This window comes from Pseudoxanthomonas sp. CCNWLY206-1 (genome assembly GCF_039710385.1).
GTDB lineage: Bacteria > Pseudomonadota > Gammaproteobacteria > Xanthomonadales > Xanthomonadaceae > Pseudoxanthomonas_A.
Genome location: NZ_JBDKXI010000005.1, coordinates 279,511 through 299,491, shown reverse-complemented (window position 1 = coordinate 299,491; position 19,981 = coordinate 279,511). Strand labels below are relative to the sequence as shown.

General features: G+C 63.6%; 17 protein-coding genes and 1 pseudogene. 6 read left to right on the top strand and 12 right to left on the bottom strand.

The window, feature by feature from the left end; translation table 11 throughout:
* Positions 1 to 99: 99 nt before the first annotated feature.
* Positions 100 to 1,392 (bottom strand): isocitrate lyase, encoded by a 1,293-nt coding sequence (gene aceA, locus AADW18_RS13490; RefSeq protein ID WP_337343907.1) that lies wholly within the window; start codon positions 1,390 to 1,392, stop codon positions 100 to 102.
* 148 nt (positions 1,393 to 1,540) lie between these two features.
* Entirely contained in the window at positions 1,541 to 3,190 is a 1,650-nt protein-coding gene (aceB, locus tag AADW18_RS13485) for a malate synthase A (protein ID WP_337343906.1), read from the bottom strand.
* A gap of 110 nt (positions 3,191 to 3,300) precedes the next feature.
* On the opposite strand from aceB, the gene AADW18_RS13480 reads away from it, so the two are divergent.
* On the top strand, positions 3,301 to 4,266 hold the full coding sequence (locus AADW18_RS13480) for a LysR family transcriptional regulator (RefSeq protein ID WP_337344002.1): 966 nt from the start codon (positions 3,301 to 3,303) through the stop codon (positions 4,264 to 4,266).
* An 18-nt stretch (positions 4,267 to 4,284) separates the two neighbouring features.
* Here the strand turns inward: AADW18_RS13480 and AADW18_RS13475 are convergent, their stop codons facing one another.
* The 3 genes and pseudogenes from AADW18_RS13475 to AADW18_RS13465 all read right to left on the bottom strand — a co-directional run.
* Positions 4,285 to 5,067 carry a phytanoyl-CoA dioxygenase family protein gene (locus AADW18_RS13475; RefSeq protein WP_337343905.1) on the bottom strand — a complete coding sequence of 261 codons (783 nt, stop codon included), beginning with the start codon at positions 5,065 to 5,067 and terminating at the stop codon, positions 4,285 to 4,287.
* A gap of 175 nt (positions 5,068 to 5,242) precedes the next feature.
* Positions 5,243 to 6,232 carry an isoaspartyl peptidase/L-asparaginase gene (locus AADW18_RS13470; RefSeq protein ID WP_337344001.1) on the bottom strand — a complete coding sequence of 330 codons (990 nt, stop codon included), beginning with the start codon at positions 6,230 to 6,232 and terminating at the stop codon, positions 5,243 to 5,245.
* A 174-nt stretch (positions 6,233 to 6,406) separates the two neighbouring features.
* A pseudogene (locus tag AADW18_RS13465) lies at positions 6,407 to 6,976 on the bottom strand (cyanophycinase); the annotation flags it as partial.
* 482 nt (positions 6,977 to 7,458) lie between these two features.
* Between AADW18_RS13465 and AADW18_RS13460 the strand changes: the two are divergent.
* The 3 genes from AADW18_RS13460 (at position 7,459) to AADW18_RS13450 (ending at position 12,312) form a co-directional block, all read left to right on the top strand.
* Positions 7,459 to 8,049: a sigma-70 family RNA polymerase sigma factor gene (locus tag AADW18_RS13460; protein WP_337343904.1), complete on the top strand. Its 591-nt coding sequence runs from the start codon at positions 7,459 to 7,461 to the stop codon at positions 8,047 to 8,049.
* Positions 8,027 to 9,094 (top strand): FecR domain-containing protein, encoded by a 1,068-nt coding sequence (locus tag AADW18_RS13455; RefSeq protein WP_337343903.1) that lies wholly within the window; start codon positions 8,027 to 8,029, stop codon positions 9,092 to 9,094. Before AADW18_RS13460 ends, AADW18_RS13455 begins: the two co-directional genes overlap by 23 nt.
* Before the next feature lie 110 nt (positions 9,095 to 9,204).
* On the top strand, positions 9,205 to 12,312 hold the full coding sequence (locus AADW18_RS13450; RefSeq protein WP_337343902.1) for a TonB-dependent receptor: 3,108 nt from the start codon (positions 9,205 to 9,207) through the stop codon (positions 12,310 to 12,312).
* An 80-nt stretch (positions 12,313 to 12,392) separates the two neighbouring features.
* On the opposite strand, the gene AADW18_RS13445 is transcribed toward AADW18_RS13450, so the two are convergent.
* Entirely contained in the window at positions 12,393 to 12,995 is a 603-nt protein-coding gene (locus tag AADW18_RS13445) for a lysophospholipid acyltransferase family protein (RefSeq protein ID WP_337343901.1), read from the bottom strand.
* A 5-nt stretch (positions 12,996 to 13,000) separates the two neighbouring features.
* Complete coding sequence (gene arfB, locus AADW18_RS13440) at positions 13,001 to 13,435, bottom strand: alternative ribosome rescue aminoacyl-tRNA hydrolase ArfB (protein WP_337344000.1); 435 nt, start codon at positions 13,433 to 13,435, stop codon at positions 13,001 to 13,003.
* Between the two features lie 126 nt (positions 13,436 to 13,561).
* Here arfB and AADW18_RS13435 point away from each other — a divergent pair, with 126 nt between their 5' ends.
* Complete coding sequence (locus AADW18_RS13435; protein ID WP_337343900.1) at positions 13,562 to 14,104, top strand: DUF2059 domain-containing protein; 543 nt, start codon at positions 13,562 to 13,564, stop codon at positions 14,102 to 14,104.
* 184 nt (positions 14,105 to 14,288) lie between these two features.
* On the opposite strand, the gene ung is transcribed toward AADW18_RS13435, so the two are convergent.
* The 5 genes from ung to rhlB all read right to left on the bottom strand — a co-directional run bounded on the left by ung (position 14,289) and on the right by rhlB (position 19,259).
* Positions 14,289 to 15,014, bottom strand: coding sequence for a uracil-DNA glycosylase (gene ung / locus AADW18_RS13430; RefSeq protein WP_337343899.1), 726 nt, complete (start codon positions 15,012 to 15,014; stop codon positions 14,289 to 14,291).
* Positions 15,011 to 15,850: a response regulator gene (locus AADW18_RS13425; protein ID WP_337343898.1), complete on the bottom strand. Its 840-nt coding sequence runs from the start codon at positions 15,848 to 15,850 to the stop codon at positions 15,011 to 15,013. Before AADW18_RS13425 ends, ung begins: the two co-directional genes overlap by 4 nt.
* 14 nt (positions 15,851 to 15,864) lie before the next feature.
* On the bottom strand, positions 15,865 to 16,809 hold the full coding sequence (ftsX, locus tag AADW18_RS13420; protein WP_337343999.1) for a permease-like cell division protein FtsX: 945 nt from the start codon (positions 16,807 to 16,809) through the stop codon (positions 15,865 to 15,867).
* 11 nt (positions 16,810 to 16,820) lie between these two features.
* The gene (gene ftsE / locus AADW18_RS13415) at positions 16,821 to 17,507 is read right to left on the bottom strand and encodes a cell division ATP-binding protein FtsE (RefSeq protein WP_337343897.1); all 687 of its coding nucleotides are present in this window, start codon (positions 17,505 to 17,507) and stop codon (positions 16,821 to 16,823) included.
* Between the two features lie 72 nt (positions 17,508 to 17,579).
* Positions 17,580 to 19,259 (bottom strand): ATP-dependent RNA helicase RhlB, encoded by a 1,680-nt coding sequence (gene rhlB, locus AADW18_RS13410; RefSeq protein ID WP_337343896.1) that lies wholly within the window; start codon positions 19,257 to 19,259, stop codon positions 17,580 to 17,582.
* 226 nt (positions 19,260 to 19,485) lie between these two features.
* Here rhlB and trxA point away from each other — a divergent pair, with 226 nt between their 5' ends.
* Positions 19,486 to 19,830 carry a thioredoxin TrxA gene (trxA, locus tag AADW18_RS13405; RefSeq protein WP_337343895.1) on the top strand — a complete coding sequence of 115 codons (345 nt, stop codon included), beginning with the start codon at positions 19,486 to 19,488 and terminating at the stop codon, positions 19,828 to 19,830.
* Positions 19,831 to 19,981: the final 151 nt, after the last annotated feature.

Sequence of the window (19,981 nt, the reverse complement as noted above, 5' to 3'; positions counted from 1 at the left end):
GCGGATAGTGGCCGACACAGGCGCCCATACTTTCATGCGAGCAATCCACGGCAAGTTGGTTCCTTTGATCAAAAAAATGGCGGCTAACGCACCTCGCCGTCACGCGGCCTTCTCGCCGTGAAACTGCTCTTCCTCGGTGGAGCCCTTCAGCGCCGTGGTCGATGACAGGCCTTGCTGGATCGCCTGGGTGACGGCGTCGAAGTAGCCAGTGCCGACTTCGCGCTGGTGCTTGACGGCGGTGAAGCCGCGGTCGGCAGCGGCGAACTCGGCTTCCTGCAGTTCGACGAAGGCGCTCATCTGGCGGCGAGCGTAACCGTGGGCCAGGTTGAACATGGAGTAGTTCAGTGCGTGGAAGCCGGCCAGGGTAATGAACTGGAATTTATATCCGTAGTTGGCGATTTCCTTCTGGAACCTGGCGATGGTGGCGTCGTCCAGGTTCTTCTTCCAATTGAAACTGGGCGAGCAGTTGTAGGCCAGCAACTTGCCGGGGAATTCGGCATGAATGGCTTCGGCGAATTTACGCGCGAACTCCAGGTCGGGCTTGCCGGTTTCGCACCACACCAGATCGGCATAAGGGGCATACGCCAGACCGCGGCTGATGGCTTGATCCAGACCGTTGCGGGTCTTGTAAAAACCTTCGACCGTGCGCTCGCCCACGACAAAAGGTTTGTCGTTGTCGTCGACGTCGCTGGTCAACAGGTCAGCGGCTTCGGCGTCGGTGCGCGCCACCAGCAAGGTGGGTACGCCGCAGACGTCGGCGGCCAAACGCGCCGCATTCAACTTCTCAACGGCCTCACGCGTTGGCACCAGGACTTTGCCGCCCATGTGGCCGCACTTCTTCACGCTGGCCAGCTGGTCTTCAAAGTGCACACCCGCGGCGCCGGCTTCGATCATGGCCTTCATCAGTTCGAAGGCGTTCAACACACCGCCGAAACCGGCTTCGGCATCGGCCACGATGGGCTGCAGGAAATCGATGCTGTCATCGCCTTCCGCGTGATGCAACTGATCAGCGCGCAGCAACGTGTTGTTGATGCGCTTGACCACCGCGGGCACCGAATCAGCGGGGTATAGCGACTGATCCGGATACATCTGCCCGGCCAGATTGGCGTCGGCTGCGACCTGCCAGCCGGACAGGTAAATTGCCTTCAGGCCCGCCTTTACCTGCTGCATGGCCTGGTTGCCGGTCAGCGCGCCCAGTGCATTGACGAAGTCTTCGGTCTGAAGATAGTTCCACAACTTTTCCGCACCCAGCTTGGCGATGGAATGCTCGACCGGTACGGTGCCGCGCAAGCGCACTACGTCCGCCGCGGTGTAGTTGCGCGTGATGCCTTTCCAGCGCGGATTGGTGTCCCAGTCTTTCTGGATCTGTTGGGCAGTCGGCAGTTGGGTCATGGCAGTGGTTCCGTGTTGTGAAGCAAAAGAAGGAAAAGCCATGTAGGAGCGGCGTCCCGCCGCGAGCTCTTTCTGGCGGGTTGCGGTAGAGACGAAGAGCTCGCGGCGGGACGCCGCTCCTACAAAAGCGAGATCAATAGAATCAAGATCAATCGATGCGTTCGTATGCGGGCAGTGTCAGGAACTCAGCCAGCTCGTCGCTGCGGGTCAGTTCGTCCAGCAGGGCGATGGCTTCATCGATTCGGCGACCACCTGGAATTCCGGTGATGTCTCCCAGCTTGGCGGGCAGATTCGTCAACGTACGCGCCAGCAGCGCGAAGTCGATCGATGTGCCATCGGCCAGGTGCAGCCCGTCGGTGTGCAGCCATTGCCACAGCTGCGTGCGCGATATTTCCGCCGTGGCGGCGTCTTCCATCAGCCAATGAATCGGCACGCAGCCGTTGCCGTCCAACCATGCGGCCAGGTAGCGCACGCAGACTTCCACATTGCCTTCGAAGCCGGCGCGGGTGATGGTGCCGGTGGATGGCGCGATCAGATCTTCGCGCGTCACCAGGACGTCTTCACGCAATACCTGATGCTGATGCGGACCGGGCATGCGCTCGTCGAAAATGGCGCGGGCGATGGGGATCAGTGCCGGGTGCGCCACCCAGGTGCCATCGTGTCCGGCGGTGACTTCGCGCAGTTTGTCCGCCCGCACGCGCGCCATCGCCTGCTCGTTGGCGGCTTCGTCGTTGCTGATCGGAATTTGCGCGGCCATGCCGCCCATCGCGTGCGCGCCGCGCTGGTGGCAGGTCTGGATTAGCAGTTCCGAATAGGCTTTCAGGAACGGCTGCGTCATCGTCACCTGACCGCGTTCCGGCAACACTTTGTCGGGATGCCTGCGGAAGGTTTTCAGATAGGAAAAAATGTAGTCCCAGCGTCCGCAGTTCAGGCCGGCGATACGGTCGCGCAGCGCGTACAGAATCTCGTGCATCTCGAACACCGCCGGCAGTGTCTCGATCAGCACGGTGACCTTCATCTGGCCCTGCGGCAGGCCCAGCGAGGCTTCGATATGCGACAGCGCGGTTTCCCACAGCGCCGCTTCTTCCATGCTTTGCAGTTTGGGCAGGTAGAAGTACGGGCCGCGGTCTTGAGCCGCCAGCGCCTTGGCGTTGTGAAAGGCGAACACCGCCAGATCGAACAAACCGCCCGAGATGGGCGCGCCATCGATCAGCACATGCTTCTCGTCCAGGTGCCAGCCGCGCGGACGCACCAGCAGCACTGCTTGTTCTTCGAGCGGTTTCAACGAATAGCGCTTACCGGAGGCGCCGCCAGAGGCCGGGGCGGTGAAGGTCAGGTCACCGGCGACCGCGCCGATCAGGGAGCGCTGGCCGGTCAGCAGGTTGTTCCAGGTCGGCGAGGTGGAATCCTCGAAATCCGCCATGAACACCTTCGCCCCCGAGTTCAGCGCGTTGATGACCATCTTGGGGTCGACCGGACCGGTGATCTCCACCCGGCGGTCGCGCAGTGCGGCCGGCAGCGGCGCCACTTTCCAATGGCCTTCGCGGATGCTCCGCGTGTCCTCTCGGAAATCCGGTAGGCCACCTGCGTCGAAGTAGGCCTGGCGCTCGCGGCGCTTCGCCAGGCGCTCCTGCCGCTCCGGCTCGATCGCGCGATGCAGTGAGACCAGAAGCGCCAAGGCCGCGGGCGGAAGCAAGCTGTCCTGGCCAATCACGCTCGTGGTCAAGGTGATACCTGGCGTGGGTCGGCCGGGCCCGGTTTCCCGGGAAGTAGAGATGGCGAAAGCGGTGGCGGACATGAGCAGGTCTCCTACTATTGCTGGCCTGTAAGCTGCTCCCGACCAATATATTTGACAACACAGTTTTATCAATGCATTAAATAAGCTCAGCTTATATTGGCTAACCGGACATCGATAAAGCCCCGCCCCCGCTGCGTTTTCCTTACAAGTCCGATCGGCTGAAACCGCTGCGGGCGTTCTGCCAGACGGTACGCCTGGGGTCAGTTTCGCGGGCAGCCGAAGCGCTTTTCGTCAGCCAGCCCGCCATCACCCTGCAGTTGCAGGCGCTGGAGCGAGAGCTGGGAGTGAAGTTGTTCGAACGCAGCGGCCGCCGCTTGGCGCCCAGCCGGGAGGGCCAGGTGCTGTTCGAACTCGCGCAGCCGCTGGTCGAAGGCATCGATGGGCTGGAGACCGTATTCCACGACAAGGTCAGCGGGCTGGACGCCGGCGAGCTGAACATCGCCGCCAACAGCTCCACCATCCTGTATCTGCTGCCAAAAATCGTGGAGAACTTCCGCCGGGAGCACCCGGATGTCCGCCTGACGCTGCACAACGCCATCACCGCCGATGGCACCGATCTGCTGCGCTCGGACGCGGTGGACCTGGCGATCGGCTCGGTATTGGATGTGCCGGCCGACCTCAGTTATGCGCCGGTCTATCGGTTCGAGCCCTTGCTGATCACGCCGCTGGACCATCCGCTAACCAAGAAATCCAAGCTGAAGTTGGAAGATCTCTCACCCTACGGCCTGATCCTGCCGCCCAAACGCCAGATCACTTATCGGTTGGTGGACCTGGTGTTCCAACAGAACCGCGTGCCCTACACGGTGGCGCTGGAAGTCGGCGGCTGGGAAGTGATCAAGCAGTACGTGGCGATGGGCATGGGCATCTCCATCGTTACCTCGATCTGCTTGACCGAAGCCGACCGCAGCCGCCTGACCGCGCGCTCGCTCAGCGATTATTTCCCGTCACGCAGTTACGGCGTGGTGGTGCGCAAGGGCAAGTACCTGTCACCGCAGGCGCGCGCCTTCATCGAACTGATCCAGCCCGACTTGTTCACCCGTCGCAGCTACGACGACAGCGGGCATTCCGAGCGCTGATCCGCGCATTCCTGGCGCCTATTTTTCTTCCGGCGGGCTCATGCCGATGGCGGTGCGTTCGCCGGTGCGCTGATTGACCTTCACCCGCCAGGGATAGTGATCGCCTTCGCCGCCGGCGCCGCGTCGCTGCAGGTGATTGGTCACCGCTTTGCGCCAGCCGGTGCCCAGATTGGCGGTGCTCATATGCGGCGTCTTGGAATGATGGAATGCGACATCACCGCGTTGCATGGGACACGCCACCATGTCGCGTTCGTCTACGTCGCAGGTCAGCAGATCGCTCTGCACGCCTTCCACCAAACGGTGCGGCAGCACGCCTAACGTGTGGCCCCGATCGATGAAGTGCATGCAGCCGTTCACCGCATCGACAGCCTGCAAGGGAATCCAACCGGTGATACCGGCGTCGTAAAGATTGCGACCCCAATAGCCTTCGTCCTGATGCCAATCCGTGGGCGCGCTGTTGCCAGGTGGCTTGCCCAGGAACTGGTCGTACCAGAACGCCATGTCCAGCCCCATCAGACGCGAAGAGAAAGCCGCCAGCCACTGGCGATACGGCTGTTCGGCAATCTCTGGCCAGACCTTGGTCGGCGACGATTGGACGATGCGGAACGAGCGGTTTTCCTTGTTCTCGCCGACGGTCCACGCCCAGTCGTTGGCCAGTTCGTGCTTGCGCTCGATCAGCAGGTCGCAATATCCCTCCAGCTGATCCAGATCGGCTTGAGGAATCGCGTTCCTGACCACCAGATACCCATGCTCGCGGAAGAATCCCACATGTTCGGGAGTCGCTTCGGGGTACTCCGCCATCTGATCCACCGCATCGTCGCAGGATGCAGCGGATTCTTCGCCATCGCGGCGCCTTCAACAACGATGGCGCGCTATCTTCTGAGCATGCGAAAGCTTGTCTTTGGTTTTTTACTCTGCGTTGGTGCATCAGCCGCTGAGGCGCATTCAATGCACCCCAGCTCAAGATCGAACCGCCTTAATGTTCCGGAAGGCTATCGTTCGCATAGATCGCGACGTGCGGCACACCGTCTTCGCCGATCCAGCCGCGGTACATGCCTTCGGTGTTGAACGGCAGAGCGAAACTACCGTCCGCAGCCAACGCGATCGCACCACCGTCGCCACCGGCCTTTGGAATGTCTTCATTGATCACGCCACCGGCGGCGCGCGCGATGCTTTGTCCGGATAGGCGCACGCGCGCGCAGATTTCATGCGCCGCAACGGCGCGGATATAGTACTCGCCCCAACCGGTACCGGAGACCGCGCAGCGATGGTCGGCCCAGTTGCCGGCACCGATGATCGGTGAATCGCCGACACGACCGTAGCGCTTGTTGGTCATGCCGCCGGTCGAAGTGCCCGCCGCCAGACGACCCTGCGCATCCAGCGCCAGCGCGCCGACGGTGCCGAAATAATCCAGCGCGCGTTCGGTCGCGGCCTGCTTGCTGGCTTCTTCCTTCAGCGCCTTCTGCAACTGCTGCCAGCGCTTCTCGGTACGGAAGTACGACGGGTCGACCAGTTCGATGTCCTGCTCTTTCGCGAAGGTCTCCGCACCTGCTCCCACCATCATGACGTGGCGCGATTTCTCCATCACCGCGCGCGCCAGCAGGATGGGATTCTTCACTCGCTGCACGCCGGCCACCGCACCCGCTTTGCCGGTGGCGCCATCCATCAACGAAGCGTCCAGCTCGTTCTTGCCGTCATGAGTGAACACCGCGCCGCGCGCGGCGTTGAACTGCGGTGCGTCTTCCAGCACGGTGATGGCGGCGGTGACCGCGTCCAACGCCGGCTTGCCTGCCTGCAACTGCGCATAACCGGCACGCAATGCAGCTTCCAGTGCCTTCCGTGCCGCATCTTCATCGGCAGGTGTCATGCCGGCGCGTTCGACACCGGCGCCGCCATGGATTACCAGGCGCGGTGCGCCCAGGGCGACCAGCACACCTTCGCGGACGGCGTAGCGGCGTTCGGCGATGGGACGCTCCACGCGTCCACTGGGCAAGTGCAGGACCGAATCCGCGCCGGCCACGACGGTATCCACGCGCGAAAGATTCATCGGCGCGTCTTCCTTCTGCTTTTCCGCGGAACCTCCCTTCACCACGGTCGCGCCGGCGTTCGGTGCGGTGGCATATACGCGTGCGATGCCATCACCTTCCACCGCCACCGCGGCGTCTTCGTCCACGCCCAGACCGATCAACGGCCGTCCGGCGATCGACTCTGCTTTGGCGACGAAAGCGATCAGCCGTCCCAGCCGATTGCGTTCGCTGAAGTGGGTGTCGGTCACCACGCCTTTCAATAGCGCGATATCGAGGAAATCACGCTCGATCGTATTCTCCGCGCCCAATGGATCGGCCAGTGCGCGTGGGCTGATCTGGCTGCCGCCGTCCATCGCGCCATACAGGTACTCGCCCAGCATGGCCAGGCCGGCGCTGGTTCCGCCCAGTGGTTTGCCGGCGCGGACGTGCGCGTCCAGTGCCTGCGCTACTGGCGTGCCACGCCAGTAGCGCACATAGCGCGACTGGTCGCCGCCAGCCAGGAAGATGCCGTCGGCACGCTTGAGGCTGCGTAGCAGCGCAGGATCGCTGGCGGCTTCCCGATCCGTGAACACGAATGTCTCCACAGAGGCGATGCCGCCGACTTCGTTGAAGAATTCCTCGCCCACCTCTCCTGCCTGCGAAGCACGCAGCACCACGATGTGGCCGTTGCCTGCCTTGCGCATGAACCAGCGCAGCGCATCGAAGTTGCGATCGCCACCGCCCATCAGCAACAGACCGGGTTGCACGCTGCCGGGCGTCTTCGCGGTGGTGTCGCCCAACTGATAGTGGGCGGGGCCAGCGGCGTGCGCTGGAAATACCAGCGTCGCCATCAACGCCAGGACACACGCTCCACGCCGCAACGCGCCGAATGCAGACACCATGCCGCCACTCCCGGAAAAGATAAAAGGTCGCGGCAGGATGCCACGGACCGGTGCTTGTGTAGACGAACGGAGCACTGGCTTCCCCCACACCTTGGTGCGGGAGGTTCGGCTAGCGCATCGCCCCGATCAACTCTTGTCTTTGCATTGATGGGCAAAGGCAAAAGCAAATCCCCCTCAGTCCCCCTTTTCTAAAGGGGGAGGCAAAGCTCGAGCGTTTCCCGTTTCCCGTTTCCCGTTTCCCGTTTCCCCATTCACGGCTCCGCGATTAACAGTAGAGTGCGACCATGCCCACCGATTTCGACGCCTGGTTCGTCCGCGAGATCCTCGTCCACGAACGGGCGCTGATGCTCTTTCTGCAAAGCAAGTGGTCGCGCCGCGATGAGCTGCACGATCTTCGGCAGGAGGTCTATACCCGCGTCTACGAATCGGCGATGCGCGCGCGGCCCCAGCAGCCCAAGGCTTTTCTGTTCGCCAGCGCCCGCCACTTGATGATCGACCGCCTGCGCCGCAGCCGGGTGGTCTCGATCGAGCCGATGGGTGATTTCGAGTCCTCGAACGTCTACTTGATCGACGAGCTGTCGCCGGAACGCTGGGCGGGCACGCGGCAGGCGCTCAGACGGATGACGGAAGCGCTGGACCGATTGCCTGATCGTTGCCGCGAAGTGGTCTGGCTGCGCCGCGTGGAGGAGTTGTCGCAGAAGGAGGTCGCCCTGCGTCTGGAGATCAGCGAGAAGACCGTGGAAAAACACTTGGCCAAGGGAATGCGCTTGATCGCCGACCATCTTTACGGCGGCGAACCCGCGCCCGGTGGCTGCGTTGGGATGGAACCGCACATGGAAGAGGACGAAGCGAATGGCCGACAGCAGGCAGATTGAACAGGTCGCGGCGCAATGGCTGGCGCGCCGCGATGCCGGCTCGTGGACCGCGCGCGACCAGCAAGCACTGGACGCTTGGCTGGCCGAAGCGACCGATCACCGTGTCGCCTTTCTGCGGCTGGAATCCGCCTGGAATGAGGCCGGCCGCCTGCGGGTGCTCGCGGCAGGACTACCGGCGGGCGTAATGCCCGCCAGAGCACCGCGGCCTGATTCGACAGCGGCGAATGAGCCAGCGCTTCCATCATTGGCCAGCCCTCCCGATCTGCGCCGCGTCACCTTCGCTTCCCGTCCTGTCGCGACTTCCGGCCGTTGGCGGAAGGGCGCGGTGGCGGCGCTGATGTTCGCCGTGGTGGGATCGATGGCATGGGGCGGGTGGCAACTCAGCGGCCATCAGCAAACCCGCTATGTCAGTAGTGTGGGCCAGCTGCGGACCGTGGCTTTGGCCGACGGCTCCACCGCCACCCTGAGCAGCGACAGTCGGCTGGACGTGAGCATGAGCCGCGGCGAACGTCATGTGCTGCTGGCAAAAGGCGAGGCTTTCTTCGACGTCGCGCGCGATGCCCGGCGCCCGTTCGTGGTGGAAGCCCAGGGCCGCCGCGTCGCCGCGGTGGGTACCCGCTTCTCGGTGCGTAGCGACCCCGAAGCACTGCGCGTGGTGGTAACGGAGGGCAAGGTGCGATTGGAGAGCGTGGCCGGCACGGATGGCCGTGCCCAACCCGAAGCGCTGCTGCCCGCGGGCAGCGTGGCCACCGCCGGCCGCAATGGCGTGCTGGTTCGTTCGCTGCCGCTGGCCGATGCCGAGCGCTATCTGGAATGGCGCGGTGGGTATCTGAGTTTCGACGACACTTCGCTGGCGGCGGCCGCCGCGGAGTTCAACCGCTTCAGCACGCGCAAGCTGGAATTGGGCGACGCAGCGGTAGCCGAGCTGCGTATAGGCGGCAATTTCCGCTGGTCCAACACCGAGGGTTTCGTGCGCCTGCTGGAGCAAGGATTTCCGGTGCGCGCCGAACGGCACCCAGACCGCATCGTGCTGCATTCGCGCTGAGAACTTTGAAGGTTCTAGTTGCTTCGCGCGAGGGCCACGGGGGGATTTGCGCGGCTCGCTCGTCCTGATAGCCAGAAGGTGCCATCCCGAGCACCGGGGGAGAATCGTCGATGCCGGATTCAGTGCGCGTTTCAGTGCATGTTCCAATGCGTGTCCTGCTGTTGAGCATGGCTTGTAGCGTGGCGCTGGTCGCCCAGGCACAAGCGGCATCCGGGCGAATCGACCTGCCTGCCGGCGAGCTGACGGCCGCGCTCAATACGCTGGCCAAGCAGTCGGGAACACAGCTGGTCTACCGAGCAGACCAGCTGAAGGGACAGCGCACCCCGGGCGTGCAGGGCGCGACATCGCCAGACCAGGCGTTGGAGCGATTGCTGCGCGGTAGCGGGTTCGAGGCCAAGCGCGATGCGTCCGGCGCGGTGCTGATCGTGCGCGCCGACGCGGCATCCCGACGTGCGCCACCCCCGCGTCCCGCGCCACAGGAGGCACCTCCCGGTGGCGGCTCCGCGCAAGCCGAAGAGCCCGTGACCCAACTTGAAACGCTGCAGGTCACCGGCTCGCGCATCCCGCGCGCGCAGATCGAAGGCCCCGCGCCGATCACCGTGGTGACCGCCGAACAGATCCAGGCCGCCGGCCTTACCTCCGTTCCCGATGTGCTGCGCTCGCTCAGCCAGAACAGCGGCAGCGTGCAGGGCCAACAGAACACCACCAGCGCCCAATCCACCCCAGGTGCGCAGGCCGTGGACCTGCGTGGACTCGGCCCCAACCACACCCTGGTACTGGTGAACGGCCGCCGCATTGCCGACTTCCCGCTGCCGCTCAACGGTCGCAGCAATTTCACCGATGTCGGCAACATTCCTCTGGGGATGATCGATCGCATCGAAGTGCTGACCGGCAGCGCCTCGGCCGTCTACGGATCGGACGCCATGGCCGGCGTGATCAATTTCATCCTCAAGAAGTCCACCGACGGCACCATCATCGATTATCGCTATGGCGACACCGACCGCGGCGGCGGCGAGTCCCACAAACTCACGCTGACCACCGGCTTCGAGCGGGGCGATTTCAGCGGCATCATTGGGGTGGAACTGCAGGACAAGCGCCCGCTGTGGGGTTATGAACGCAGCAATCAGGATTCGACTCTCGACGCACCGACCTCGCGGCGGCGCCTGCCGCGCCTTACTGCCCAGCTCTACGACTGGGACGATGACGTCAACGTCGCACCGGCCGACGATTGCGCGGCGATGGCGGGCCTCAACGAAGGCACCACGGTGCTGGCCGAGGACCGCTTTGGCGAACCGTATTGCGGCAGCGAGCGCGCCATCGCCTATCGCACCATCCAGAACGAGCGTAAAGGCGCCACCGCCTATGGTTCGTTCGAATACCGTTTCTCCGACGCGCTTTCCTGGTTCGCCGACGTCCAACTGGGGCACCAGAAGGTCAAGCTGCTGACCGGCACCAATGGCAACGACGTGGTCAGCGACGTCATGGGCTGGGAGTTCCACGATCCGGCCTCGACCGACAACAACGACAAGGTGTTCTACAACGCCGTCACCGGCCACTACGAAACCTGGTCGCGTCAGTTCACGCCCGAGGAAATCGGCGGCCTTCGCAACCGCATGAACACCACCACGCAGAAGACACTGGCGGTGACCACCGGCTTCAAAGGCATGTTCGCCGAGAGCTGGAATTGGGAAGCCGCCTACAACCATTCGCAATACAAAGCGGACGTGGGCATGCCCCGTATCCACGCCGATGCTGCCAACCGTCTGTTCCTGGGCGAGCGACAGGGCTATGACGCCGATGGCTATGCGATCTACAGCCCGGACCCGGCGCGCCTGTTCACACCGCTGACGCCCGCCGAGTTTGCCTCCATCGCGGCGATGTCCACCTTCCGTCCCAAGGCCGATAACGACAACCTCAGCTTCACCGTCGATACCCCTGCCCTGTTCTCGATGCCGGCCGGCGATGTCGGCTTTGCCGGCGCAGTCGAATTCGGCACCCAGTCCTATGAAATCAACCCCGATCCGCTCGCCCTGACCGCCGATGCCTACTTCGGCCCGCGTTATGGCGATGGCCATGGCGATCGCGATCACTGGAGCGTGGCGGGCGAGCTTCGCCTGCCGTTGGCATCCACGCTGGAAGCCAGCCTGGCGGGACGCTACGACCGCTATAGCTACGGCAACAAGAACCCGGGCAAGTTCACCTACAGCATGGGCCTGGAATGGCGTCCGCTCGACACGTTGCTGGTGCGCGGCTCCTACGGCACCGGTTTCCGCGCCCCCGACATGCATTACCTGTTCGCTGGCGACGACTACTACCGCACCGTATCGACCGATTACTACCAGTGCCGCACCGCCGAACCGGACGCCACCGACGGCTACTGCTACGACGACGGCAGCTACGACATCAACACGTTCGACGTCTACACCGGCAACATGGAGCTGGACGTGGAAACCAGCAAGTCGTTCTCCGCGGGCTTCGTCTGGGCGCCATTCGCCAATTTCGACCTGGCGGTGGACTACTACAAGATTCGCGTGTCGAACCAGGTGCAGAGCCAGAGCAGGGAGCAGCTGCGAATGGACGAAGCCAATTGCCGGATCGGCACCACCGATTCCGGCGCATCGGTGGATATCAGTTCGCCCACCTGCGTCGACGTCCTGGCCCGCGTCATCCGCGACGAGGACGGCAACATCACCAGCGTCCACTTCAGCCCGATCAACATCGCCAACGAAGAAACCTCGGGCGTCGACGTGACCGCCAGCTACCGCCTGCAAACCGCCCGCGCCGGCGACTTCCGCTTCAACGGCACCTACACCTGGACGGACCGCCACACCCGCCAGCAGTATCCGGGGGATCCGGAGGAGGACATGCTGGACGTCAGCTTCAGCGCCACTACCCTGCCGCGCACCAAGGGCAACCTGAGCGCAAGCTGGGATCGCGGCGCATGGGGGGCGAGCCTTTTCGGCAACTACCTGGGCCGCGTCGCCAACTACGACAACGATGCGTGGACGGGCGCGACCTGGCGCTTCAATGCGGGCGCGCGCTATGACATCAACGACCATCTGCGCGTGTCGCTGACCGTCAACAACCTGCTCGACAAGATGCCGCCCAAGGACGCGACGTGGGCGAACTATCCGTACTACGACACGTCCTGGTTCGACTCCATGGGACGCAGCTATTTCGTGCAGGTCACCTGGAAGCTGGGCGGCGAGGCGTTGTAAGCGCGCATTGCCCGAGATGAGAAGGAAAAACCCGCCTCACGGCGGGTTTTCCCAGGGCCGATCATGACGCAGCGAGCCATTCACACCGTGCCGCGGTTCTTGCCCTGCCACGGCTGGTACCACTCACGGATCTTCGCCATGTCGGCTTCGGCGTCGCCCGTGGTGTAGAAAACATCGCCAATGCCGACGATCTTCTCCGGATAATGGAAATACGCCATCAGGATCGGCACATCGGCGCGGCGTGCGATCTTCAGGAAGCCGCTTTTCCACTTCTGCACTTTTCTGCGGGTACCTTCCGGCGTCAGAGTGAACCACATGCGGTCCGAGCGCTTGATCAGTGAGATGGCCTGCTCCACCGTGCCTTGCGGCGAACTGCGATCGATCGGCAATACGCCCAAGCGGGTCAGCAACGGACCAAGCGGCCACCAGAACAACTGCGCCTTGCCCAGCACGCGCACCTCAAGACCCATCGCGATCTTGGCCGCCATGCCCCACAGACCATCCCAATTGGATGAATGCGGCGCCACGATCATCACCAGCTTGGGAATGTCCGGCAACGTGCCAACGACGCGCCAGCCGAACAGGCGCAGGAAACTGCGCCCCAGCCAGCGTGTGAACCGATTCGGCGGCACCTGAGGCATGTTGGGCGGAATAGCGGGGATGACATCGCGGGTGTCGCTCAATCGGTTTACTCCCATTGGTTCTTTTGCGAGCGGCCTCGCTTGATCTGGCTGCGCTCGCGCTTGTCGTCCAAGCGGCGCGCCTTGGCTGCCCGGGACGGTTTGGTCGCCACGCGCTTTTTCGGCGCGGTCAGTCCTGTCGCAATGAAAGCGGCCAAGCGTTCACGCGCATCCTGTCGGTTTCGCTCCTGGGTGCGGAATCGCTGCGCGTCGATGATCAGCACGCCATCGTCGGTGATCCGGCGATCGCGCTTGGCCAACAGACGCTCGCGCACAGGCTCGGGCAGCGATGGCGAATGCGCGAGATCGAAACGTAGTTCCACCGCCGTGGACACTTTGTTGACGTTCTGGCCGCCCGCACCGCTCGCGCGCACGAACCGTTCGACCAATTCGTCGTCCGGTATCGCCAGCGTGGGCGTGATGTCGAGTGAGCCGATCCCCATGCGGGAATTGTAGTCAGGAAGAACGACAGAACGTAGCGCGGACAGCAAAGCGCCGTCACTTAACGTGACATTTACTTGGTCGGCGGCACCATTCATGACCTTTCGTCCCGGACATGCCGAAACCGCATGAAGATCGCATCCTTGCCTGCTCGCATGCTGTTGACGCTGGTCCTGGTGGTGGCATCCGCCGCCGCGCACGCCGCTGAACCTTCCGACGCGGACATCGATCGCCTGCTGCGAGCCTCGCGCGCGCAAAGCCTGCTCAACGGCGTGATCCCGCAACTGGAAGCCATGCAGCAGCAGGAATTCGAAAAACACTTTGCCGGCAAGGAGCTCAACGCCGAGCAGACCGCGGAAGTGGCGCGCATCCAAACGAAAACCCGTGAAATCGCGCAAAAAGCGCTGTCCTGGGAAGAAATGCGCCCCTTGTATGTCGACGTCTACAAGAAGACCTATACGCGCGAGGAAGTGCGGGCAATTACCAAGTTCTACGAAAGTGCTGCCGGCAAGAGCCTGCTGGACAAGAACCCCGTGCTGATGCAGAACCTGATGGCCGCCATCCAGCAGAAGATGGTGCCGATGCTGGAACAACTGCAAACAGAGATCAAAAGTATTCCGGTGGCACCGGCACCTGCGGTTTCGCCGCCGAAAAAGCGCCGCAATCGCTGAGGCGGGAAACGGGAAACGCTCTTGCCTTGCCTCCCCCTTGCAAAGGGGGATGACCCGCCATTCGGCGGTTGTAAAGCATTTGAGGGGGATTTGCTGTGGCTCTAAGCCCTTGCAGGAGCGACGTGAGTCGCGTGAAGCTTTCCCGGTAAAGCCCCGTCGCGACTCACGTCGCTCCTACAAGGGTTCAGGCCGGCGCATCCAGCACCAATTGACTGCGAAGCGGCAGACGCCAATCCACCGGCGTCTGCCCGCGCTGAGCCAGATATTGATTGGTCGCCGAGAAGTGTCCGCAGCCCAGGAACCCGCGATGCGCCGACAGCGGCGATGGATGCGGTGCGCGTAGCACGCGATGGCGACGGCTATCGATCACCTTGCCTTTGGCCTGCGCGTAACTGCCCCACAACAGGAACACCAGTCCTTCGCGCTCGGTCGCCAGCGTTTCGATGACGTGGTCGGTGAAGCCTTCCCAACCCTTTCCCTGATGAGCGCCGGCACGGCTTTCTTCCACCGTCAGCACCGCGTTGAGCAGCAGCACGCCCTGCTGAGCCCAGGGCAGCAAGCAACCGTGATCCGGAGGCGGAATGCCCAGGTCGCTGTTGATCTCCTTGAAGATGTTCTGCAACGAAGGCGGGACCGGCACGCCCGGCAGCACAGAGAAGCACAGGCCATGTGCCTGTCCGGGCCCGTGGTACGGATCCTGGCCCAGGATCACCACCTTTACCCGGTCGAATGGCGTGGCGTCGAAAGCGCCGAAGATCCGCGGGCCCGGCGGATAGATGCGCGCACCAGCTGCCTTGCGCTGGCGCAGGAAAACGGAAAGTTCGCGCATCTCCGGGCGCAGCAGCCAATCGCCGACACGCGCCTTCCATGAAGCTTCCAACTGGATGCGTTCGCCTTCCACGCCACTCATACCAAACTGCGGGCGTCGTCCATGCGGGCAAGCCGCAGTTGGAACAGGACCTTGGTGACCAGCAGGCGTTCTTCGATCGGCTTGAGCACCAGGTCGTTGGCGCCGGCCTGCAGCAATTCGGACTGATTGTCGCGATTGCCGTCGCCGGTCATCACCAGGATCGGCAGGCGACGCTTGCCGTAAGCGAAGTCCACGCGGATGCGCTGCACCACGTCGCGCCCGCTCAGCTCGCCTTTCAGCGTCACGTCGGTCAGCACCAGATCGAAACGATGCGTCGACAAACCCAGCGATTCGGCGGTGAGCAGGGCGAACGCGTCCTCGGCCTTCAACACATGCACTATTTTCAGCGATTGCCGTTCCAGCATGCGCTTGGTGGTTTCCGCCACCACGCGACTGTCTTCCACATACAGGATGGTGGCGCCGACGATGGGCTCAGGCTGCACGTAGCCGCGGATGAAGGTCGCCAAGGCTTCATGACCGAGCGATTTATCGAAGTAGTCGGTGACGAACTCGGTGAAGCGGCGTTCTTCCAGATGTTGCTGGGCGTCGCCGGACACCACGATCACCGGCACATAGGCCTGGCCAGCGGATTCGCGCACGCTGCGGGCGATCTCCAGCCCATCGCCATCGCGCAACGCCAAGGCGGTGGTCACCAGGTGCACCTCCCCGCTCGCCAGGGCCTTGCGCGCCTCCGCGATGCTGGAGCAGCCGATCACCTCCACGCCAGGCACTTCGCGCTGCAGCATGTCAGCGATCATCTTGCGCACCAGCTTGGAGCCATCCACCACCATCACCCGGGGGGCATCGCTGATTAGATGACGGAGCTCTTGTGCCATGAAAGGGTGGAGGCTCAGGTTTCGGTCGGGCGAGTCTGACGTAAGAAGTGTCCGGTCACCAGCCATGCGCCCAGCCAGCCGATCGCGGCGGCCGCCAGCAGCACCGCACCGGCCAGTATTGGCTCCAGCCCGGCCAGCGCGAAACCGCTGCCGTAGCTTTTGGCCAAAGCGGCCAGCGGCGCGCGCAATGCTATCCCGGCCAGCGCCAGCAATCCCAGCGCCAGCCCGCCTGCCGCCAGGCCATACCAGGCTCCCAGGTAGATGAAAGGGCGCCGGATGAAGCCATCGGTGGCTCCCAATAGCTGCAGCACGCCGATCTCTTCGCGTCGCGACTGGATGTCCAGCCGGACCGTGTTCCCCACCACCAGCAGCGCGCCCAGTCCGAACAGAGCCGCCAGCACCCCGCTCAACCGCTCACCGAAATTCAACCAGCCCCGCAACCGCTCACGCCAAACGGCGTCGTGCTGCAGAAGATCGCTCTCCGGCAGGCGCTGCAACGAGGTGATCAGTTGGGCGTCCTCGCCACGCGGCGTGATGATCAACAAGCTGGGTAGCGGATTGCTGTCCAGCGCTTCCAGCGCGCCACCCAAACCGCTGCGCTCGCGAAATTCCGCCAGACCTTCTTCGGGCGTACGCAGTTCGACCGCCGCCACATCGGCACGGCCACGTAGCTCCTCCGCCAAAGCGCGGGCGCGGGCGACATCGATCTCGGGCTTGAGGAAGAGGTCGACTTCGCGGGATTGCTGCACGCTGCCGGCGAAATGCTCCACGTTGGACAACACCAGCCATAGGCCGAGCGGCAATGCGAACGCCACGGCCATCACGCCGATGGTCAGCAGCGTTGCCCAAGGCTTGCGCACGATCCGGCCCAAGCTGGCAACAAAGCTATAGAGATGCTGGTCCAGCCAGATACCCAAGCCCGAACGTGGGCGCGCCATCGCGTTGCCGTTGTCGTTCATTCCGCGAGCGCTCATTCCGCAAGATCCGCCGGCGAGATATCGTCGACCAGTCTGCCGTGATCCAGGATCAGCACACGCTTTTTCATGCGCTTGAGCAGCGGCAGGTCATGGCTCACCACCAGCACGCTGGTACCGCGCTCGGGCATGGAGGCGAACAGCGACATGATTTCCGCCGACAAGGTGGGGTCCAGATTGCCGGTGGGCTCATCGGCCACCAGCAGCTTGGGTTCGGCGACGATGGCGCGTGCGATACCCACGCGTTGTTGTTCGCCAGCGGATAGCTGCGTGGGCAACGCGCGTTCGCGGTGGCCCAGGCCCAGCCGCGCCAGCACTTCGCGCACCCGGGAGCTCATGCCATGACGGCGGTCGCCGCGCAGGATCAGCGGCAGCGAGACGTTTTCCATCACCGTGCGGTCGGTCAGCAGGCGATGGTCCTGATAGACCGCACCGACATGCCGGCGATGCAGCGCAATGCGGCCACCACGCACCTTCAGCAGATTCCTGCCGTCGAACACCACCGCGCCGCGGCTGGGGCGTTCGCTCAAGTGGATCAGTTTGAGCAGCGTGCTTTTGCCCGCGCCGGAGTGACCGGTGACGAATAGCATCTCGCCCTCGGCCACTTCGAAACTGATGTCGGTCAATGCCTCATGGCCGCCGGGGTACTGCTTGCTGACGTTTTCGAATCGCAGGACGCTCATAGCCCGGGATTATGCCGTGTTCCTTCACGTTCCGGAGACAGGAGGGACCTACCTCGGAATGGATGACACGCCTTATCCGCCCGAGACCAGCGACTTCAGCTTGCGGCCAAGGCGGGTAAGGAAAGACGAGCTCTCCGCGGCAGGCTGCGCCACTTTCGTCGCAGGCTTGTGCTGCGTCGATGGCTTCTGCTCGTTCGTTGCGGCCTCGGCACCCTCCAGCGGACGCCCATGACGGCGGCGGCGGCGCTTACGCGGTGCGCGATCACCTTCCGGCTGAGCGGCATCCGCAGGCTTGCTGGCGGGCTTGGCGACGGCAGCTTGCGTCGCTGTAGCGACTGGCTGGCCGGTTGCTGGCGTGCTTTCCCGGCGCGGGGCGCGTGGCGGACGCGGCTTGCCATCACGAGAACGCGAGCCATCACCGCGTCCACCGCCACCCGGACCGCTCTTGCGCGGTCCGCCGCGACGCTGGTCGTCGGCAGCCTTCTGTTCGCGCGCCTCGCGGAAGATTTCGCCGATGCTCTCGTCGTCTTCGCTTTCAGCACCTTCGGCGGCCGGCGCACGCTCAGGGCGCGGCAGCGGCGTCAGTATTTCGGCAGTGACCGGCTCCACCGGAATCTTCTGCTCGATGTAGGCTTCGATATCGGGCAGGCTCTGCGCGTATATCTCGCAAGCGAAGCTGATCGCATCGCCTTCGGCACCTAAGCGCGCGGTACGGCCGATGCGATGCACGTAGTCTTCGGCGTCGAATGGCAAGTCGAAGTTGTAGACGTGCGATACGCCATCGATATGCAGACCGCGCGCCGCCACGTCCGTGGCCACCAGCAATTCCAGCTGACCTTTTTGAAAGCGGTTGAGCAGGCTTTCGCGCTTCTTCTGCGGTACGTCGCCGGACAGCACGCCGACCCGGTAGCCGCCCTTCTCCAGCGCGCGCGCCACACGTTCCACCCATGCCTTGGTGTTGACGAAGACCATGGTGCGCGCGCCTTCGCTGCGCGACAGCAGGCCGAGCAGCAACGGGATCTTTTCTTCGTTGGCCGGGAAGTACATTTTCTGCCGCACTTTGGCTGCGGTGATGAACTCGGTTTCCACCACGAGCTTCTCTGGCTCGTTCATGTGCTCATACGCCAACTCCAGCACACGGTGGCTCAAGGTGGCGGAGAACAGCAACGTCTGGCGCGTGGTGCGCTCGGGCATGCGGCGCAGCAGGAAGCGGATGTCCTTGATGAAGCCCAGATCGAACATGCGGTCGGCTTCGTCCAGCACGCAGACTTCGCACGCGTGCAGCGACACGACCTTGTGCTGCTTCACGTAGTCGATCAGACGGCCCGGCGTCGCGATGATGACGTCGACGCCCTGCTGCAGGATTTCGCGCTGCTTGTCGTAGTCCACGCCGCCATAGATCAGCGCGAAGCGCAGACCGAGGTCGGAACCGAACTTCACCGCGTCCTTGTGGATCTGGATGGCGAGTTCACGCGTGGGCGCCAGGATCAGCGCGCGCGGGTCTTCCGGCTTGCGGTCGGCCAATGCCGGACGCGTCAGCAGCCGATTGATCACCGCGACCAGGAATGCCAGCGTCTTGCCGGTACCGGTCTGTGCCTGTCCGGCGACATCGCCACCAGGCAGCGCCACCGGCAATGTCAGTGCCTGAATGGGGGTGCAGCGTGAAAATCCCGCAGACTCCAGGCCAGCCAATAACGCCGGGTGCAGGTCGAATGAAGAGAAAGTTACATCGGTTAAAGGTTTGTCGCTCATGCCTTCTTCTTTGTGCCGCTGTGTTCTATGCGCGGGCTGGATAGTTGGGGAATCGTGGCTTGCATCGCCGTCGGCGGCGTCGCACACTGCGCCCCCTATGCTGGGTTGCGCGACCGCCTGGGTACACACTTGAATCTGGCCGCGGAACGCCCCAGTTTACCGCAATAGAGGTGGCCGCCCCGGCCCAATCCGTCCGCGCTCATCCGCGGACCTGCAGGAGACCCCAGTGACCGATAAAGTAACCCACGTTGGCGATGCCGATTTCGAAGCCACCGTGCTGAAGTCCGAAGAACCCGTCCTGGTCGATTTCTGGGCCGAATGGTGCGGCCCGTGCAAGATGATCTCTCCGGTCCTGGACGAGCTGGCCAAGACCTATGATGGGAAGCTGAAGGTGGTCAAGCTCAATGTGGACGAGAACCGCGCCACCGCCATCAAGTACCACGTGCGCAACATCCCGCTGCTGCTGATGTTCAAGGACGGCCAGGTGCAGGCCACCCAGGTCGGCGCCGTCGGCAAGGGCCAGTTGACCCAGATGATCGACAAGGCCATCGGCTCCGCCCACACCGCCTGATCGTCCGTTCTTCGCCGGCTGAACTGGCCGGCTGAATCTGTTCGAACCCGCCGCCGCGCAACGCTTGCCGTTGCTGCGGCGCGGTGTTAGTGTCCGCATATCCGGCGTGGTATCCAGCGCCGCACCCCTTCTGAGAACACCACTCTCCCAC

Coding starts and splice junctions, on each gene's coding strand:
- AADW18_RS13475 (WP_337343905.1), bottom strand. CDS start 5,067: ATGGCGGAGTACCCCGAAGCGACTCCCGAACATGTGGGATTCTTCCGC.
- AADW18_RS13425 (WP_337343898.1), bottom strand. CDS start 15,850: ATGGCACAAGAGCTCCGTCATCTAATCAGCGATGCCCCCCGGGTGATG.
- AADW18_RS13455 (WP_337343903.1), top strand. CDS start 8,027: ATGGCCGACAGCAGGCAGATTGAACAGGTCGCGGCGCAATGGCTGGCG.
- AADW18_RS13450 (WP_337343902.1), top strand. CDS start 9,205: ATGCCGGATTCAGTGCGCGTTTCAGTGCATGTTCCAATGCGTGTCCTG.
- AADW18_RS13460 (WP_337343904.1), top strand. CDS start 7,459: ATGCCCACCGATTTCGACGCCTGGTTCGTCCGCGAGATCCTCGTCCAC.
- aceA (WP_337343907.1), bottom strand. CDS start 1,392: ATGACCCAACTGCCGACTGCCCAACAGATCCAGAAAGACTGGGACACC.
- aceB (WP_337343906.1), bottom strand. CDS start 3,190: ATGTCCGCCACCGCTTTCGCCATCTCTACTTCCCGGGAAACCGGGCCC.
- ung (WP_337343899.1), bottom strand. CDS start 15,014: ATGAGTGGCGTGGAAGGCGAACGCATCCAGTTGGAAGCTTCATGGAAG.
- rhlB (WP_337343896.1), bottom strand. CDS start 19,259: ATGAGCGACAAACCTTTAACCGATGTAACTTTCTCTTCATTCGACCTG.
- ftsX (WP_337343999.1), bottom strand. CDS start 16,809: ATGAACGACAACGGCAACGCGATGGCGCGCCCACGTTCGGGCTTGGGT.
- arfB (WP_337344000.1), bottom strand. CDS start 13,435: ATGGGGATCGGCTCACTCGACATCACGCCCACGCTGGCGATACCGGAC.
- AADW18_RS13435 (WP_337343900.1), top strand. CDS start 13,562: ATGAAGATCGCATCCTTGCCTGCTCGCATGCTGTTGACGCTGGTCCTG.
- ftsE (WP_337343897.1), bottom strand. CDS start 17,507: ATGAGCGTCCTGCGATTCGAAAACGTCAGCAAGCAGTACCCCGGCGGC.